The organism is Amycolatopsis sp. TNS106 (assembly GCF_019330265.1).
In the GTDB taxonomy this organism is placed as follows: domain Bacteria; phylum Actinomycetota; class Actinomycetes; order Mycobacteriales; family Pseudonocardiaceae; genus Amycolatopsis; species Amycolatopsis lurida.
In genome coordinates this window covers 6,324,881-6,339,578 of record NZ_CP024972.1, presented here as the reverse complement: position 1 = coordinate 6,339,578, position 14,698 = coordinate 6,324,881, and the positions used below count along the sequence as shown (strand labels likewise).

At 68.3% G+C, this 14,698-nt stretch carries 20 protein-coding genes; 12 read left to right on the top strand and 8 right to left on the bottom strand.

Annotation, left to right across the window (positions count from 1 at the left end; translation table 11 throughout):
- The first annotated feature begins 40 nt into the window (after window positions 1-40).
- From CVV72_RS29010 to CVV72_RS29000, 3 genes are all read left to right on the top strand, one after another.
- Window positions 41-601 (top strand): peptidylprolyl isomerase, encoded by a 561-nt coding sequence (locus CVV72_RS29010; protein ID WP_034321953.1) that lies wholly within the window; start codon window positions 41-43, stop codon window positions 599-601.
- A 43-nt stretch (window positions 602-644) separates the two neighbouring features.
- Window positions 645-1,607, top strand: a complete 963-nt coding sequence (locus CVV72_RS29005) for a rhomboid family intramembrane serine protease (RefSeq protein WP_219146823.1) — start codon at window positions 645-647, stop codon at window positions 1,605-1,607.
- A gap of 100 nt (window positions 1,608-1,707) precedes the next feature.
- Window positions 1,708-2,196: a hypothetical protein gene (locus CVV72_RS29000; RefSeq protein ID WP_219146821.1), complete on the top strand. Its 489-nt coding sequence runs from the start codon at window positions 1,708-1,710 to the stop codon at window positions 2,194-2,196.
- Here CVV72_RS29000 and CVV72_RS28995 read toward each other — a convergent pair.
- Window positions 2,181-2,558, bottom strand: a complete 378-nt coding sequence (locus tag CVV72_RS28995) for a PH domain-containing protein (protein WP_219146819.1) — start codon at window positions 2,556-2,558, stop codon at window positions 2,181-2,183. The genes CVV72_RS29000 and CVV72_RS28995 overlap by 16 nt on opposite strands.
- A gap of 118 nt (window positions 2,559-2,676) precedes the next feature.
- On the bottom strand, window positions 2,677-2,943 hold the full coding sequence (gene crgA / locus CVV72_RS28990) for a cell division protein CrgA (protein WP_034322048.1): 267 nt from the start codon (window positions 2,941-2,943) through the stop codon (window positions 2,677-2,679).
- 313 nt (window positions 2,944-3,256) lie between these two features.
- On the opposite strand from crgA, the gene CVV72_RS28985 reads away from it, so the two are divergent.
- The 3 genes from CVV72_RS28985 to CVV72_RS28975 are packed head-to-tail and all read left to right on the top strand — an operon-like array spanning window position 3,257 to window position 5,411.
- Complete coding sequence (locus tag CVV72_RS28985; protein ID WP_219154194.1) at window positions 3,257-4,276, top strand: class E sortase; 1,020 nt, start codon at window positions 3,257-3,259, stop codon at window positions 4,274-4,276.
- Window positions 4,276-4,431, top strand: a complete 156-nt coding sequence (locus CVV72_RS28980) for a hypothetical protein (protein ID WP_005161850.1) — start codon at window positions 4,276-4,278, stop codon at window positions 4,429-4,431. Before CVV72_RS28985 ends, CVV72_RS28980 begins: the two co-directional genes overlap by 1 nt.
- Window positions 4,404-5,411 carry an LLM class flavin-dependent oxidoreductase gene (locus CVV72_RS28975; protein ID WP_219146817.1) on the top strand — a complete coding sequence of 336 codons (1,008 nt, stop codon included), beginning with the start codon at window positions 4,404-4,406 and terminating at the stop codon, window positions 5,409-5,411. Before CVV72_RS28980 ends, CVV72_RS28975 begins: the two co-directional genes overlap by 28 nt.
- Here the strand turns inward: CVV72_RS28975 and CVV72_RS28970 are convergent.
- The 3 genes from CVV72_RS28970 to CVV72_RS28960 form a co-directional block, all read right to left on the bottom strand.
- Window positions 5,408-5,800 carry an SCO5389 family protein gene (locus CVV72_RS28970; protein ID WP_005161845.1) on the bottom strand — a complete coding sequence of 131 codons (393 nt, stop codon included), beginning with the start codon at window positions 5,798-5,800 and terminating at the stop codon, window positions 5,408-5,410. The two genes, CVV72_RS28975 and CVV72_RS28970, sit on opposite strands and share 4 nt — an antisense overlap.
- A 110-nt stretch (window positions 5,801-5,910) precedes the next feature.
- Complete coding sequence (locus CVV72_RS28965; RefSeq protein ID WP_219146815.1) at window positions 5,911-6,645, bottom strand: ABC transporter permease; 735 nt, start codon at window positions 6,643-6,645, stop codon at window positions 5,911-5,913.
- The gene (locus CVV72_RS28960; protein WP_219146812.1) at window positions 6,642-7,370 is read right to left on the bottom strand and encodes an ABC transporter ATP-binding protein; all 729 of its coding nucleotides are present in this window, start codon (window positions 7,368-7,370) and stop codon (window positions 6,642-6,644) included. The genes CVV72_RS28965 and CVV72_RS28960 overlap by 4 nt, the downstream gene beginning before the upstream one ends.
- Window positions 7,371-7,503: 133 nt before the next feature.
- On the opposite strand from CVV72_RS28960, the gene CVV72_RS28955 reads away from it, so the two are divergent.
- Together CVV72_RS28955 and CVV72_RS28950 are read left to right on the top strand one after the other, a co-directional pair.
- Window positions 7,504-9,279, top strand: a complete 1,776-nt coding sequence (locus CVV72_RS28955; protein WP_219146810.1) for a sensor histidine kinase — start codon at window positions 7,504-7,506, stop codon at window positions 9,277-9,279.
- Entirely contained in the window at window positions 9,219-9,872 is a 654-nt protein-coding gene (locus tag CVV72_RS28950) for a response regulator transcription factor (RefSeq protein ID WP_219146807.1), read from the top strand. Before CVV72_RS28955 ends, CVV72_RS28950 begins: the two co-directional genes overlap by 61 nt.
- A 65-nt stretch (window positions 9,873-9,937) precedes the next feature.
- On the opposite strand, the gene CVV72_RS28945 is transcribed toward CVV72_RS28950, so the two are convergent.
- A complete protein-coding gene (locus CVV72_RS28945; protein WP_219154192.1) occupies window positions 9,938-11,257 on the bottom strand; it encodes an FAD-dependent oxidoreductase in 1,320 nt (439 codons plus the stop codon).
- A 111-nt stretch (window positions 11,258-11,368) separates the two neighbouring features.
- On the opposite strand from CVV72_RS28945, the gene CVV72_RS28940 reads away from it, so the two are divergent.
- The 4 genes from CVV72_RS28940 to CVV72_RS28925 are packed head-to-tail and all read left to right on the top strand — an operon-like array spanning window position 11,369 to window position 13,981.
- On the top strand, window positions 11,369-12,013 hold the full coding sequence (locus CVV72_RS28940) for an aminodeoxychorismate/anthranilate synthase component II (protein WP_219146805.1): 645 nt from the start codon (window positions 11,369-11,371) through the stop codon (window positions 12,011-12,013).
- Entirely contained in the window at window positions 12,010-12,807 is a 798-nt protein-coding gene (locus CVV72_RS28935) for an ATP-binding cassette domain-containing protein (protein ID WP_219146803.1), read from the top strand. The genes CVV72_RS28940 and CVV72_RS28935 overlap by 4 nt, the downstream gene beginning before the upstream one ends.
- Window positions 12,795-13,439 (top strand): hypothetical protein, encoded by a 645-nt coding sequence (locus CVV72_RS28930; RefSeq protein ID WP_219146800.1) that lies wholly within the window; start codon window positions 12,795-12,797, stop codon window positions 13,437-13,439. Before CVV72_RS28935 ends, CVV72_RS28930 begins: the two co-directional genes overlap by 13 nt.
- Window positions 13,439-13,981 (top strand): AAA family ATPase, encoded by a 543-nt coding sequence (locus tag CVV72_RS28925; RefSeq protein WP_219146798.1) that lies wholly within the window; start codon window positions 13,439-13,441, stop codon window positions 13,979-13,981. Before CVV72_RS28930 ends, CVV72_RS28925 begins: the two co-directional genes overlap by 1 nt.
- Here the strand turns inward: CVV72_RS28925 and CVV72_RS28920 are convergent.
- Together CVV72_RS28920 and CVV72_RS28915 are read right to left on the bottom strand one after the other, a co-directional pair.
- Window positions 13,978-14,394, bottom strand: a complete 417-nt coding sequence (locus tag CVV72_RS28920; RefSeq protein ID WP_219146796.1) for a type II toxin-antitoxin system VapC family toxin — start codon at window positions 14,392-14,394, stop codon at window positions 13,978-13,980. The genes CVV72_RS28925 and CVV72_RS28920 overlap by 4 nt on opposite strands.
- Window positions 14,391-14,663, bottom strand: coding sequence for a type II toxin-antitoxin system Phd/YefM family antitoxin (locus tag CVV72_RS28915; RefSeq protein WP_219146794.1), 273 nt, complete (start codon window positions 14,661-14,663; stop codon window positions 14,391-14,393). The genes CVV72_RS28920 and CVV72_RS28915 overlap by 4 nt, the downstream gene beginning before the upstream one ends.
- Between the last annotated feature and the right edge of the window lie 35 nt (window positions 14,664-14,698).

The window sequence follows — 14,698 nt, the reverse complement described above, 5'->3', positions numbered from 1 at the left end:
ATCGTGCCCCTTTTCCCCAGATCTTGCCGCAGATGGCACGATGAAGCTCGTGACTGAAAGCAAGGGATCCCTCATTGGTGGCGCGCTGAAGGCCACTCTGCACACCAACCAGGGTGACATCAACCTGAACCTGTTCCCCGACCACGCGCCGAAGACGGTCGCGAACTTCGTCGGGCTCGCCGAGGGCAGCAAGGAGTACACCCAGCCCAACGCGCAGGGCACGAACTCGGGCCCGTTCTACGACGGGTCGATCTTCCACCGCGTCATCGACGGCTTCATGCTCCAGGGCGGCGACCCGACCGGCACCGGCCGCGGCGGCCCCGGCTACAAGTTCGGCGACGAGTTCCACCCGGAGCTCCAGTTCTCCAAGCCGTACCTGCTGGCCATGGCCAACGCCGGACCCGGCACCAACGGCTCGCAGTTCTTCATCACCGTCGCGCCGACGACGCACCTGAACTTCAAGCACACCATCTTCGGTGAGGTCGCGGACCAGGCTTCCCGCGACGTCGTCGACGCGATCGGCCGCACGGCGACCGGTCCGGCCGACCGTCCGCTGCAGGACATCGTCATCGAGAAGGTCAGCATCAGCCGCGAGGGCTGATCGTAGAGCCGGTTACGGGGGATTTCGGTAGGTTGGTGGCATCGTGAGCCAACCACCGAATCCCCAGTACCAGCAGGCCGCCATGCCCGGTTGCTGGTGGCACCCGAACCGGCCGACCGGGCTGAGCTGTTCACGCTGCGAGCGTCCGGCCTGCCCGGATTGCCTGCGCGAAGCCGCCGTCGGCTTCCACTGCACCGACTGCATCCAGGCAGGACGGCAACAGGACCGAGCCCAGCAGAAGCAGTACCGCGACGCGGGTTACGGCGCGCGCACCCTCGCGGGCGCCCAGCCCGCTCAAACGGCCGTCGTGACGCCTGTCCTCCTGGCGCTCAACGTCATCATCTTCTTCATCACGGTCGCCCAGTCCGGCAGCATCGTGAACAACAACTTCTCCGAGCTCTTCCAGCTCGGCCAGCTGTGGAATCCGGCGACGCTGGCCGGCGACGAATGGTGGCGGATCCTCACCTCGGGCTTCCTGCAGTACGGCCTGCTGCACATCGCGAGCAACGCGTTCTCGCTGTGGTTCGTCGGCCGCCCGCTGGAGACCGCGCTCGGCCGCGTCCCGTTCACGGTGCTGTATTTCGTTTCGCTGCTCGGTGGCTCGGCCGCGAACCTGGTCTTCAACGGTCTCGACGCCGGTCCGGTGGTCGGCGCGTCCGGCGCCATCTTCGGGCTCATCGGCGCGTACACGGTCATCGTCATCAAGCTGAGGCTCAATCCGACCTGGTTGCTGGTCATCCTCGGCCTGAACGTCTTCATCACCTTCCAGGTGCCCAGCATCTCGATCCTCGGCCACGCCGGTGGCTTCGTCGCCGGTCTGGTGGCCACCTTCGCGCTGCTGTACGCCCCGGAAAAGAACCGGCTGAAGTGGCAGCTCGGCGGGATCGCGATCGTCGTGGTGGCGATGATCGGGCTCATCGTCTGGAAGGACTCGCAGACGATTTCCGCGTCCTGCGAGCTCACCACCAGCCGGGGCGCGCCCACGTACGTCTGCTACCCGGAGTAGTCCCGGTTCCCTCGAGTGGGTTATCCGAAAACCCGGTGGAGAAGCAACAAGGCCGGGTACCTTCGAGTTGATCATTGACATCATCAACTTGGGGGTTGAGATGAAGATCCGGAAAGCAGCAGCTCTCACCGCCGTCGCCCTGATGGCGTCGGCCTTGGCACCGTCGGTCGCGCAGGCCGGGCAAGCCGCCGAGACCTGCCAGACCTACACCAAACGCTATTTCCTCGGCTCGGGCAGTGCGATCACGCTGCGTGTCGCCTACGTCGACGCGGCGTTGAAAATCTGCTTCGGCGATCCCGGCGTCACGTCGTCGGCGGCGACGCAGACCGTCGGCACGACAGGGCCGGGCGCCGCCACCGGCTGGGAGATCACCGCGGGCCAAGCGGTGGTCGAGGACCAGCGGCCCCGGCACGTCAAAGCGAAATTCAGCGGGTCGCTGCGCAACTGCGTCGTCAAGATCAACCCGATCTGCTCGCCGGCCGCGCCGTACGAGATCTACGGGGAGTACGCGCCGCCCGCCGTCGGCCCGGCCGTTCCGGGCTGGTCACACGGCCCGAACGGCGACGTCCACTACTACGACAACGCCTGACCCTTGAGGGCGGTGAGGACGTCCAGGACGTCCCTGGGGTCCTCACCGAGGTCGATCCGGCCGAACACCAGCAGGTGGTCGCCGGATTCGACCTCGAGGGTCAGGCTGTCCCGGCCGAGCCGTCGTGTCGTGCGCACCCGCAGCCGGGCTTCGGACCAGGAGTAGCGGTGCGCGCCGCCCACGGTCCTGGCCAGGATTCCGTCGGGTCCGGCGGCCAGCCGGGGACGGAGCAGGGTGCCGTGCAGCGCGAGCGCGCCCACGGACAGCATCGCGAGTCCGGTCAGGATCGTGCCGCCGACGTCGCCGCCGAAGGCCAGCCACAGCACGCCTGCCAGCAACAACAGTGTGATCACCCAGGCCACTACCACAACGTTCTGCTGCGGCGCCCAGGAGGTGGGGTAGTTATCCACAGGGGTTATCCACACTGGGGATGAGTCACACCGGTGTAATTAGGCGTCAAGCCGCCATCCGGGGTAATGCTCACCGCCACCGCATCGTCATGAGCAACCCGGCGATCATCAGCACGAAGCCGATGGCGAAGTTCGTGTTGCCCAGATCCGCCATGAAGGGGATCTTGTCGCCCGCGATGTAGTTGACGACCAGCCACATCAGGCCGATCAACATGAGGCCGAACATCACGATCTTGTAGAACAGATTCGACGGGCCCGCGGCCTTGACCTTCACCGGCGTGCGGCGGTCGGTCGGCGGGGTGTACGCCGTCTTCTTGCGGACCTTGGACTTCGGCATCGTGTTCCTCGCGTACTGTTCGGCTTCCCTGGTGGCGATGACCCGCTTTCGGGTGCGCAACCAGCGCCACGTGCACACGTTAACGTAAACGAGCGCCGCTGGGCACCGTCCGGGACCGGTCGATTTCCCGCACTGTGACAATGGTGTCACACACGGTTCGACACTGTGCCGGTTCGATACTGCGGCTTGGTCCGAGACTGAGGAGCTTTGCGTGGTGGCTGATCGGGAAGAGCCGGGCGGAGACCGGCGGCGGTACTCCGAACGACCACCCGGTGGGGGCCGTCCGGCCCCCCGGCGTAGGCCGGAGGACGCAATTCCGCCGCGCCGGGCCCCGGGAGAGGCGCCGACGCCTCGACGGAGGCCGCCGGAGGGAAGGGCGTACGACGGACCTCCGGCGCGCCGCCGGACGGACGCGCCGCCGCCGCGCCGTCGTCCCGCGCCGCCACCGGGGTCGACCGAAGAGACCGTCATCTTCGAACCGGTCGGCGGTGGCACCGCGACCGAGGAACGGCCGCCGCCGCGCGAACTGGGCAAGGGCGGCGCCGCCATCCGGACCGTCGGCGAGCTGCTCATCACGGCGGGCCTCGTGGTGCTGCTGTTCATGGTCTACGAGGTCTACGTGACCGACCTCTTCTCCGCCGGCAAGCAGTCCGAGGCGAGTTCGGAACTGGACGGTGAGTGGGGCAAGGACCGGCAGCTGCATCCCGACCTGGTCGACGGGAAGGCGTTCGCCAGGATCCACATCCCGGTGTTCGGTGCCGACTTCAACTTCACCATCCAGGAAGGCACCACCGAGGCGGCGCTCGAAGTCGGGCCCGGCCACTACAAGGGCACGGCGCTGCCGGGCGAGCCGGGCAACTTCGCCATCGCCGGCCACCGGGTCGGCAAGGGCGCGCCGTTCAACGACCTGGACAACCTCAGCTCGTGCGACCAGATCATCATCGAGACGCAGACCGACTTCTACATCTACAAGGTGCTGCCGTACAAGGACGAGGTCGAAGGCTGGGCCGCGGGCAAGGGCGCACAGCCGAAGTGCAAGAACGTCGGGACGCTGCGTGACCCGAACGCCCCCGACGGCGGTGCCTACGGCGAGACCAACGGCCGCCGTATCGTGTTCCCGACCAAGGGCGACACGGTGAACCCGGTGCCGTACAAGGACCCGGAGATCCTGCCGAAGGCCGACCAGGTCTCGCTGCTCACGCTGACGACGTGTCACCCGAAGTTCTCGGCGAAGGAACGGCTCATCATCCACGCGGTGCTGGCTCAGCAGGTGCCGAAGAACCAGGTCGGCTCCTACGCCGAACTCCTGCCCAAGATCTCGGAGGCGCGCTGATGTACGGCTGGATCTGGCGCAAGCTGCCGGGCCCCTTCGCGGTGAAGCTGGCGACGGCGGTCGTGCTGGCGCTGGGGATCGTGGCGTTGCTGATGTTCGTCGTCTTCCCGTGGCTGGAACCGCGCCTGTGGTTCAACGAAGTGAGCGTCCAGTAGACGCGCGGTTCGGCGTCTTCCTCGTCTCCGGGCGGTTTCCGGGACAGGAGGACGCCGATGTCCTGCGCCGGTCGGTCGACGCCGCCATCGCCGCGGAACGGGCCGGGTTCGACGACGTGTGGTTCGCCGAGCACCACTTCATGCCGTACGGCGTCTGCCCGTCCGCGATCACCCTCGCCGCGCACGTGCTGGGCCGCACCGAGCGGATCGCCGTCGGCACCGCGGTGAGCGTGCTGTCGGTCGCGCATCCGGTGGCGCTCGCCGAACAGTGGTCGCTGCTCGACGCGGTTTCCGGCGGACGGCTGCGGATCGGTGTCGGCCGGGGTGGGCCGTGGCAGGACCTGGAGGTCTTCGGCACCGGCGCGTCCCGCTACGAAACCGGGTTCGAGGAGAGTCTCGACCTGCTACTGGCCGCGATGACGTCGGAGACCGTCTCCGCCGAGGGGGAGCACTTCGCGTTCCGCGAGGTGCCGATGGTGCCGCGGCCGGAGCGGGCTCCGCGCATGGTCGTGGCCTGCGGGGACGCCGGCTCACGCGCGGTCCGGCTCGCCGCCGAGCGCGGGCTGCCGATGCTGCTCGGGCTGCACACCGACGACGACGGCAAGATCGAAACCCTTGCCGCGTACGGGGATTCCGCCGCCGGGCATGTCTCGACGGTGATGTGCCAGGTCGGGGACGACGCGCTGGACGTCGTGCGGTCCGCGTTGCCGGGCTCTCTCAAGGAGGGATTCGCCGGGCACGTGTACCTGGACGGCAAGCGTGGGCTCGACAAGGATCCCGTCTCCTACACCGACCGGCTGTGCGAGCTACACCCGATCGGCGGCGTGGAGTACTGCGTCGACCGGCTGGGAACGAGCATCCGGCGTACCGGGGTCTCCCACGTGATCATGATGGTGGAAGCGTCCGGTACGCCGGAGGGAACGCTCGAGAACATCGCGCGGATCGGGGAAGAGGTCCTGCCCGCGCTGCGCAGGGGTTAGCAGTCGCGGAGTTCCGGGCTCTGGTTCAGCAGCTGGCCGCGGACGGAGACGAACGCGCGGTAGCGGTCACTGTCCACTTGGGACTTCTTGAACACGGCGACGCGGTGGCAGTTCTGGAAGGCCAGCTTCACGCCGAAGTGCCGTTCCAGCCCGCCGCGGATGGCGTCCGAGGCCAGCGCTCGCAGCAGCTGGCCGCGTTCGGCCTCGCTCGGCGGCGGCGTCTCGTTGTCGGCGAACCCATCGGCCGCGCCCTCCGCCTCCGCGATGACACCGGTGATCACGGTCCAGGCGTAGGGCAGGGACTCCCGGACACAGGCGACGAATTCGGCGTCGGAGACCTCCCCGCGCTCGGCCTTCTCCAGCAGCGCGGGTGATACATCCAGAGACATCGAACCTCCGAGAGAGACACGGTGAACGTGGGCCATCTACCTGACTACTCACCCGCGGCCCGGGCCACAAGAGAAAACGATCATCATCACCACTTTGGCGGAAGCCGTCGTCACTCCCAGCGAAAAAGCTTCGCCGCCACGACACAACTGCCCATCGCGAAAGCCGCCAGAACGGCGAGTTGCAGCGGCTGGGCGCCGGTGCCGGTCCAGGCGTCTTCGAGCGCTTTGACGCCAGGCGGGATGTACGCGCCGATGTCGCGGACGGCCTCCGGAAGCAATGGACGCGGCAGCCAGACGCCGCCGAGGAACATGACCGGGATGTAGGCGATCATCGCGATCCCGCCCGCGGCGCGGCTGGTCTTGGCGACCGCCGCGGCGATCAGGCCGAGGCCGAAGATCGCGATCGTGCCGAGGACGAACGTCAGCAGGAAGCCGAGCGGGTGACGGGGGCTGGGGACGTCGAAGACGACGCCCGCCGTCACGAGGAGGATGCCGACCCCGCCGATCGTCACGGTGACGTTGATGATCAGCTGCGCCAGCAGCAACTGGACCGGGTGCACCGGGGTGGTGGCGAAGCGGCGGAGGACGCCCTGTTCGCGGTAGGACGCGATGATCCCCGGGATCGCCTGCAGGCCCATCATGGCCATCGTGAGCACGATCATCGACGGCACCCAGGCGTCGAGGAAACGCATGCCCGTCGTCGTGCCGCTCTCCGCGCGAATACCGGGGATCATCCCGAGTACGGCCGTGATGGCCGTCGGCAGGAGAAGCCCGCTGATGACGAATCCCGGCGTGCGGAGGGCGATTTTCGTTTCGGTGAGGGTGATCTTGGCGAGCGTGTTCATTTCGTCTCATGCTCTCGGTCGCGGCCGGTCAGGGCCACAAAGGCTTCGTCCAAAGTGGATTTACCGACGCGGTCGCGGAGTTCGCCGGGGGTGCCGGTGGCGACCACGCGACCGGCGTCGAAGATCGCCAGGCGGTCGCAGAGGCGTTCGGCCTCGTCCATGAAGTGCGTGACGAGGAGGACGGTGACGCCGGTGTCGCGCACGGTCTCGACGAGCTTCCAGGTGTCGCGGCGGGCGTGCGGGTCCAGTCCGGTGGTCAGCTCGTCGAGGACGGCGACCTCGGGGCGCCCGACCAGCGCGAGCGCGATCGAGACGCGCTGCTTCTGCCCGCCGGAAAGCTTGCCGAAGTACTTGTCCCGCTGCTCGGTGAGACCCAGTTTCGCGAGCAGGTCACCGGTGTCGGCGGGGTTCGCGTAGAAGGACGCGTAGAGGTCGAGCGCCTCGTGGACCTTGATCTTGTCCGGCAGGTGGCTCTCCTGGAGCTGCGAGCCGAGGCGCTGCCGCAGCGCGGCGTGGTCCTTGCCGGGGTCGAGGCCGAGGACCGACAGGGTGCCGGAGTCCGGCGTCCGCAGGCCCTGGAGGCATTCGACGGTGGTGGTCTTGCCCGCGCCGTTGGTCCCGAGGATCCCGAAGATCTCGCCCTGTTCCACGTGGAACGAAACGTCGTCGACCGCGACGTGCTCCCCGTACGTCTTGCGGAGGTTGCTGACTTCGATGAGTGGCATGCGAAAAACGTTATGGCGCAACGGACTTGGCCAGAATGGCGCTGAACCCACAACCGGGGTGGGGCTGGACCCACCCTGATCGGGGGCCTGTGGTCACTGTGGCCGGCCGGGGCGGTGGGGAAGACTTCGTCGCATGTTCCGCACCTACCTCACCTCAGCGCGCCGGGGCTTCGTGCTCGCGGGCTTGGCACTGGTGAGCTGGCTGGACCTGCTGCTCGAACTGGTGGGTTTCTGCCTGCTCTGTGTCGGCCTGGTCTTCGCCTACACGCTGGCGCTCGAAGGGACGCGTCCGCGCGCCGCGCTCACCCGGCGGCTGGCCGGACGCTGGTGCGGTGTCGACGTCGAACCGCCCTACCGGCCGGCGCCGCCGGAGCCGGAACGCGAGCGCGACGGCTGGTACCGCGACGGGAACAGCCTGTTCAAACGGTCGTGGTTCATCCGGTGGACCAAAAGGTTCGAGTGGATCTCCGACGATCCGGCGACCGGCCGCGACCTCGGCTGGCAGCTGTGGAATCCGCTCGCGGGTCTGCTGCTGGTGCCCGCGGTCCTGCTGGCCGGGCCGCGCGCGCTCCGGCTGTACGGGAAATGGACGCGCTGGTGGCTCGGACCCCGCCCGGCCCGGGACCGGGACGGCCGGGTCAAAGGCGGGCTGAAGGCGCTGGGATTCCAGCTGGGCCTGCTCGCGCTTTCGATCGCACAGCTCGGGATGGTGCTCCCGACGTTGCTCAGCCTGATCTGGCCGTCGCCACTGTTCCCGACGATGGTCGTCGCCGGCCGCTCGGTGACCGACACCCTGCGCCGTGAGGCCAAGAACTGGACCGGCGTGCGGATCGACCGCCCGTACCTGCCGGAGCCGCCGTTCCCCGTCCCCCGCGCGGACGGGATGTACCAGCACGGAAGGCAGCTGTACGACACGCCATGGTGGCCGGCGCGGCTGGCGCGCCTCCGCTGGGCGATGTCCGACCGCGCGACCTGGCGCGACATGGCGGCCGCGGTGGTCAATTCCGTGGTGCTGCTGCTGATGGCGGTGCCGTCCGCGGCGCTGGTGTTCCTCGGTCTCTGGGGTGTGGTCGCGCTTTGGGTCTCGCGGCCGTTCGGGCAAGCACTCGCGCTGACTCCTGTGGCCGTGGCGGCGTTCGTCGCCGGGCTGGCCGCAGCGCCGTGGCTCGCTCGCCAGGGAGCGCGCTTCGCGAAGCTGCTCCTGGGGCCGACAGAAGCTTCGCGACTGGCGCAGCGTGTCGAACGGCTGAAACAGACGCGGACCGACGCGTCGGTCGCGCAGGCCGCCGAGCTGCGGCGTATCGAGCGCGACCTGCACGACGGTGTCCAGTCGCGGCTGGTCGCGATGGGCATGAAGCTGGGCGCGGTCGAAGCGCTGATCGACAGCGATCCGGCCGCGGCGAAACGGCTGGCCGCCGAGCTCCGGCGGACGTCGTCCGAAACGCTGACCGAGTTGCGGCTGCTGGTGCGCGGGATTCACCCGCCGGTGTTGTCCGAACGGGGTCTCGGCGACGCGGTGCGGGCGATGGCGCTCGACAGTCCGCTGCGGGCCTCGGTGACCGGCGTCCTGCCTCGGCTGGAGCAGCCCGCGGAGGCGTGCGCGTACTTCGCGATCAGCGAGCTGTTGGGCAACGCGGCCAAGCACGGCGAGGCGCGGCGAGTGTCGATCGACCTGGACTACGACGACGGTCTGTTGCGGATCGAGGTGACCGACGACGGGAAGGGCGGCGCGAACGCGGCGCGGGGGAGCGGGATTCGCGGGATCGAGCGCAGGCTGGGCGCGTTCGACGGTACTTTTGCTCTGACCAGCCCGCTCGGCGGGCCGACGAAGGCGATCATGGAGCTCCCGTGCCAGCTCGACCCCGATGCGTCGTCGCCGAGGACCAGTACCTCCTCCGAGACGGCTTGACGCATCTGCTGACCGCGCACGGTTTCGACGTCGTCGAGGCGGTGGGCACCGGGCCGGAACTGGACCGGGCGCTGCGTACACACCGGCCCGACGTTTCGGTCGTTGACGTCCGTATGCCGCCGACGCTCACCGACGAGGGGCTTCAGGTCGCGCTCGCGGTGCGGCGTGACATCCCCGGCTTGCCGATTCTCGTTCTGTCACAACACGTCGAGCAGCTCTACGCGCGTGAGCTGCTCGCCGACGGCGCGGGCGCGATCGGCTATCTGCTGAAGGACCGCGTCTTCAACGCCGACCAGTTCATCGACGCGGTGCGGCGGGTGGCGGCCGGCGGGACCGCGATGGATCCCGAAGTGATCGCGAAACTGGTGGCGGGCAACGCTTCCGACCCCCTTTCCGCGCTGACCCCACGCGAACGCGAGGTGCTCGGACTGATGGCGGAGGGCTGTTCCAACGCCGCCATCGCCGGACGGCTGCACTTCAGCGAAGGTGCGGTCGGGAAGCACACCGCGAACATCTTCGCGAAACTCGGCATCGTCGCCTCGGACGACACGAACCGCCGCGTCCTGGCGGTCCTGGCCTACCTGGGCTCCTGACCAAAGCGCGTGAAGGCCCCCTTCCCTCGACTCAGCCGAGGGAAGGGGGCCTTCACGCGCAGCTTTCAGGAGCGCGAGATGCGGGTCATCTCGTCGCGTTCCACGACCTTCACGCGGTCCCGGCCGTGCGGGACGCCGAGGGACTTCTCGTGGGCGTCGAGCTTGCCCCAGCCTTCCCAGGTGGTGAAGGGAACGCCGCGTTCGGTCAGGAAACCGAGGATCGCGTCAGGGTCCTCGACGGCCGGGGCCGTGAGGTTGTCGGCGTCAGCCAGCAGGCTCGCGATCGTTTCGGCCGCGTCTCCCTTGGTGTGGCCGATGAGGCCGACCGGACCGCGCTTGATCCAGCCGGTCACGTAGACGCCCGGCACCTGCTCCTCGTCGATGTCCAGCACCCGGCCCGCCTGGTTCGGCACGGTCCCGGTGGTGTGGTCGAACGGGATCTCCGGCAGATGCGACGACAGGTAGCCCACCGCGCGGTAGACGGCCTGGACGTCCCAGTCGTGGAATTCGCCGGTACCCCGCACGTTGCCGTCACCGATCAGTTCGGTGCGCTCGGTCCGCAGCCCGGTCACCTTGCCGTCTTCACCGACGATCTCGCACGGCGAGTGCAGGAAGTGCAGGTGCAGCCGCTTCGGCCGGTCACCCTGGTCGCGGATCGCCCACTCCTGCAGCGTCTTCACGACCATGTCGATCTGCTTCGAGGCCCGCAGCGCGGCGATGCTGCCCTCGTCGAACTCGATGTCCTCGGGATAGACGATGACCTCGACGTTCGGCGAGTGGTCCAGCTCCCGCAGCTCCAGCGGCGTGAACTTCGCCTGTGCCGGGCCGCGACGGCCGAACACGTGCACGTCGGTGACCGGGCTGGCCTTCAGGCCCTGGTAGACGTTGTCCGGGATGTCGGTGCTGAGCAGCTCGTCGGCGGTCTTCGCGAGGATCCGCGCCACGTCGAGTGCCACGTTCCCGACCCCGAGGACCGCGACCGAGGTCGCGGTCAGCGGCCAGGTGCGCGGCACGTCCGGGTGTCCGTCGTACCAGGAGACGAAGTCGGCGGCGCCGTAGCTGCCGTCGAGGTCGATCCCGGGGATGTCGAGCGCGCGGTCGGCCATGGCGCCGGTCGAGAAGATCACCGCGTCGTAGAACTGGCGCAGGTCGTCGAGCTTCAGGTCGGTCCCGTAGTCGACGTTGCCCAGCAGCCGGATGTTCGGCTTGTCGAGGACCTTGTGCAGGGCGGTGACGATGCCCTTGATCCGTGGGTGGTCGGGCGCGACGCCGTACCGGATCAGCCCGAACGGCGCCGGCATGCGCTCGAACAGGTCGATCGTCACGTCGGCGTCGGACTTGTCGAGGATGTCGGCGGCGTAGATGCCGGCCGGACCGGCACCCACGATGGCTACACGAAGAGAACGGCTCACTCCTACCACGGTAAGTTAGGCAGCCCTAACAATCATTGTGATCTGGCGTACGGTCCACCTGGTGGGAGCCGCTAAGCTGGCTTCATGCGCGTGCTCGTCGTCGACAACTACGACAGTTTTGTCTACAACCTGGTCCAGTACCTGGCCCAGCTCGGCGCCGACTGCACCGTCTGGCGGAACGACGTGGTGGACGTCGGCAAGCTCGGCGAGTTCGACGCGGTACTCGTCTCTCCCGGCCCCGGAACCCCGGAACGCGCTGGTCAGAGTATGGACGTCATCCGCGAATGCGCCGAGAAGCGCATCCCGATGCTCGGCGTCTGCCTCGGCCACCAGGCCCTCGGCGTCGTCTTCGGCGCCACGGTCGACCGCGCCCCGGAACTGCTGCACGGCAAGACCAGTCAAGTCCACCATTCGGGTGTAGGTGTGCTGGCCGGGCTCCCCGCGGAATTCACCGCCACGCGGTACCACTCGCTGACCGTTCTGCCCGAAACCATCGACGAAGCCGTGTTCGAGATCACAGGCCGCACCGACTCCGGTGTGGTGATGGGCATGCGGCACCGTGAGTTGCCGCTCGAAGGGGTCCAGTTCCACCCGGAATCCGTGCTCACCCAGGGCGGGCACCGGATGCTGGCGAACTGGATGGCTTCCGCCGGGCACCCGGTCCCCGACGCCACGGTCAACGAACTCGAAGAGGCGACCCGCGCGCTGCAGAAGGCCGCTGCTGCGTGACCTCGCTGATCCGGCTCGAAGGGGTCGGTAAGCGCTACGGCCGCGGTGAACCCGTGCTCGCCGACGTCGACCTCGACGTCCCGGCCGGTCGCGTGATCGGTGTCCTCGGCTCGAACGGCTCGGGGAAGTCGACGCTGCTCAGGATCCTCGCGGCACTTTCGCGGGTGACTTCGGGAAACGTCGTGGGCAGCCCGCGGGTCGGCTACCTGCCGGACCGCTTCCCGGCGGGACAGCGGATGAGCGCCCGGGCGTACCTGCGACATATGGCCCGCATCGACGGGAATGTCGACTTGTCGGCAATCGATCCGCTGTTGGGCCGGCTGGCGCTGGTCGGCGGCCCGGACGCGCCCTTGCGGACCCTGTCTAAGGGCAACGCTCAGAAAGTCGGTCTCGCACAGGCCGTCCTCGCCGAGCCGGAACTGCTGATCCTCGACGAGCCTTGGTCCGGGCTCGACGTCGAAGCCCACACGGCGCTCGGTGAACTCGTCGCCGAGACCAAGGACCGGGGCGCGAGCGTGGTCTTCACCGACCACCGCGCGGCCGTCGTGCATGCCCACGCCGACGTCGTCTACCGGATGGACGTCGGCCTCCTGACCCCCGTCGAAGCAGGCGCGACAAGGATCGTCCTGCACGGGCCCGACGGTGACTGGTCCTCGGAACCGGGCGTCAGCCAAGCCGTGGCCGAAGGCGGGAAAGTCGTCCTGACCGTCGAAGCCGGGCACACGGACGCGGTCCTGCTGCGTGCGCTCAACCGCGGCTTCTCGGTCCGGGAGGTGGCGCCGTGCTCGCCATGACCCGCTACTACCTCGCGCTGCTCGGCCATTCCCAGCGCTACCTTCCCGCGATCCTCGCCTACCTCGCGGTGAACACCGTGCTCTACACGGATCCGAAATCGCCGCTGCTGCCGCAGTACGGGATCAGCGCGGGTTCGCTCCTGGTGGTCTCGTGCTGGCTGACGATCGCGATGCTCGACGTCGAAGACCCGGTCCAGCGCCTGGTGACCTTCAGTCACGCACGACGCTGGCGATCGGTCCTCGCCGGTGCCACGCTCGCCGTCTTCGGCTGCGCGGTCGTGCTGATTCTCGTCACCGTGCTCTGGTCGGGGCTCCGGACCGGCGGCTTCACGATCGGCACCTTCGCCCTGGGCGCTTCGGCGCACGCGCTGTGCGCCCTGTTCGGGATCGCGATCGGTCTGCCCTGTTCGCGGCTGCTCGTCCCACGCGTCGGCTGGTCCGTGCTGGCCGCGATCTTCGCCCTCGCGGCCGTGCTCCTGGTGAAATGGCTGCCGCTGGCGAACCCGCTGCTGCGTGCCTTGACCTCGCAACAACCGCTGGCCGTCCCGTTCACGGTGGCGGCGGTGGCCGCGGTCGTTTGCTTACTGCTGAGCGCGACAGCCGTCGGAAACCTGCTGCGGCGCAACGCCTGATGCCGCGTCTCATCGTGCTCAACGGCCCACCCGCCTGCGGGAAGTCGACGCTCGCGAGGCTGTACGCCGAAGATCACCCGTTGACGCTGAACCTCGACATCGACCGGATCCGCAGCCTGCTCGGCGCCTGGCGCGACGACCCCGCGAAAGCCGGAACACTCGCCCGCGACCTCGCCGTGAGCGCCGCGCGGACCCATCTGCTCGCGGGCCGAGACGTGATCGTCCCGCAGTTCCTCGGCCGCGCCGCTTTCCTCGAACGACTGGAAACCCTCGCCGTGGAGACGGCCGCGGAGTTCCACGAGATCGTCCTCCTCGACACCAAGGACAACGTGCTCCGGCGGTTCGCCGAACGCACCCGCGCCGCGGCCGAACCCGAACACGTCGAGGCGCACGAGATGCTGGGCGGCCCCGAGCGGCTCGCGGCCATGTACGACAGGCTCGTGGAACTCATCGCGACGCGACCGAAGGCGGTCGTGGTGCACACCAGCGCCGGGCGGGTTCAGCAGGCCTGCCAAGGACTGCTCGACAGCTTGGCGCCCTAGTCAGTGGTCGACAGTGCAGGTAAGGCGATCACCTTGACCAGCGGAGCGAGGTCGGTGAAATCCGGGCCGTTGCGGGTGACCAAAGGAATGCGATGGATCGCCGCGACCGCCGCTATGAGGAGATCCATTCGCCGTCCCCGTGGCTGCCTGCCGCCGTCGAGCACCATGGCGTACAGCTGGCCGTACATGCGAGCGGCCTCCGGTGTGAACGGGAGGCACACCATCCGTGCCTCCACGCGCTGGAGGCGTACCAGCCGGGAGGCTCTGTCGCGGGGACGGGCAGCGCCGTGTACTCCGGCCGCCAGTTCGGCGAGCGTGATCGAGCTGATGGCCGCAGGCGCGTCGAGTGAAAGTTCCTCGGGACGAGGAAGGGCGATGACCGCCGAAGTATCGAGCAGAACCCCTTCGGTCACTGCTCCGGCTCTCCCGGGCCACGGTGAGGATCAGGGTCCGCCGCGCGATCGACGTCCGCGAAAAACCGCTCGGGATCTTCCGACGGAAGATCACCGAGGAGTTCAAGCAGCTCACCGAACGGAACGAAGGTCGGCTTCTGGCTGTGCGGAACGATATCCGCGACAGGCGTGCCGTTGCGCGTGAGGACGAAGCTGTCGCCTTCTTCGACCGCGCGCATGATGTTCGGTGTGTCGTTGCGCAGCTCGCGTTGAGTGATCCGCCGGGCCATAGACGCAGTGTAGCGCTTCGTAGCGATATGGTTCG

Bases quoted from the DNA above. Each gene is read 5' to 3' on its own strand.
- CVV72_RS29000 (WP_219146821.1), top strand. From the start codon at position 1,708: ATGAAGATCCGGAAAGCAGCAGCTCTCACCGCCGTCGCCCTGATGGCG.
- CVV72_RS28955 (WP_219146810.1), top strand. From the start codon at position 7,504: ATGTTCCGCACCTACCTCACCTCAGCGCGCCGGGGCTTCGTGCTCGCG.
- CVV72_RS28915 (WP_219146794.1), bottom strand. From the start codon at position 14,663: ATGGCCCGGCGGATCACTCAACGCGAGCTGCGCAACGACACACCGAAC.
- CVV72_RS28925 (WP_219146798.1), top strand. From the start codon at position 13,439: ATGCCGCGTCTCATCGTGCTCAACGGCCCACCCGCCTGCGGGAAGTCG.
- crgA (WP_034322048.1), bottom strand. From the start codon at position 2,943: ATGCCGAAGTCCAAGGTCCGCAAGAAGACGGCGTACACCCCGCCGACC.
- CVV72_RS28970 (WP_005161845.1), bottom strand. From the start codon at position 5,800: ATGTCTCTGGATGTATCACCCGCGCTGCTGGAGAAGGCCGAGCGCGGG.
- CVV72_RS28960 (WP_219146812.1), bottom strand. From the start codon at position 7,370: ATGCCACTCATCGAAGTCAGCAACCTCCGCAAGACGTACGGGGAGCAC.
- CVV72_RS28965 (WP_219146815.1), bottom strand. From the start codon at position 6,645: ATGAACACGCTCGCCAAGATCACCCTCACCGAAACGAAAATCGCCCTC.
- CVV72_RS28940 (WP_219146805.1), top strand. From the start codon at position 11,369: ATGCGCGTGCTCGTCGTCGACAACTACGACAGTTTTGTCTACAACCTG.
- CVV72_RS29010 (WP_034321953.1), top strand. From the start codon at position 41: ATGAAGCTCGTGACTGAAAGCAAGGGATCCCTCATTGGTGGCGCGCTG.
- CVV72_RS28980 (WP_005161850.1), top strand. From the start codon at position 4,276: ATGTACGGCTGGATCTGGCGCAAGCTGCCGGGCCCCTTCGCGGTGAAG.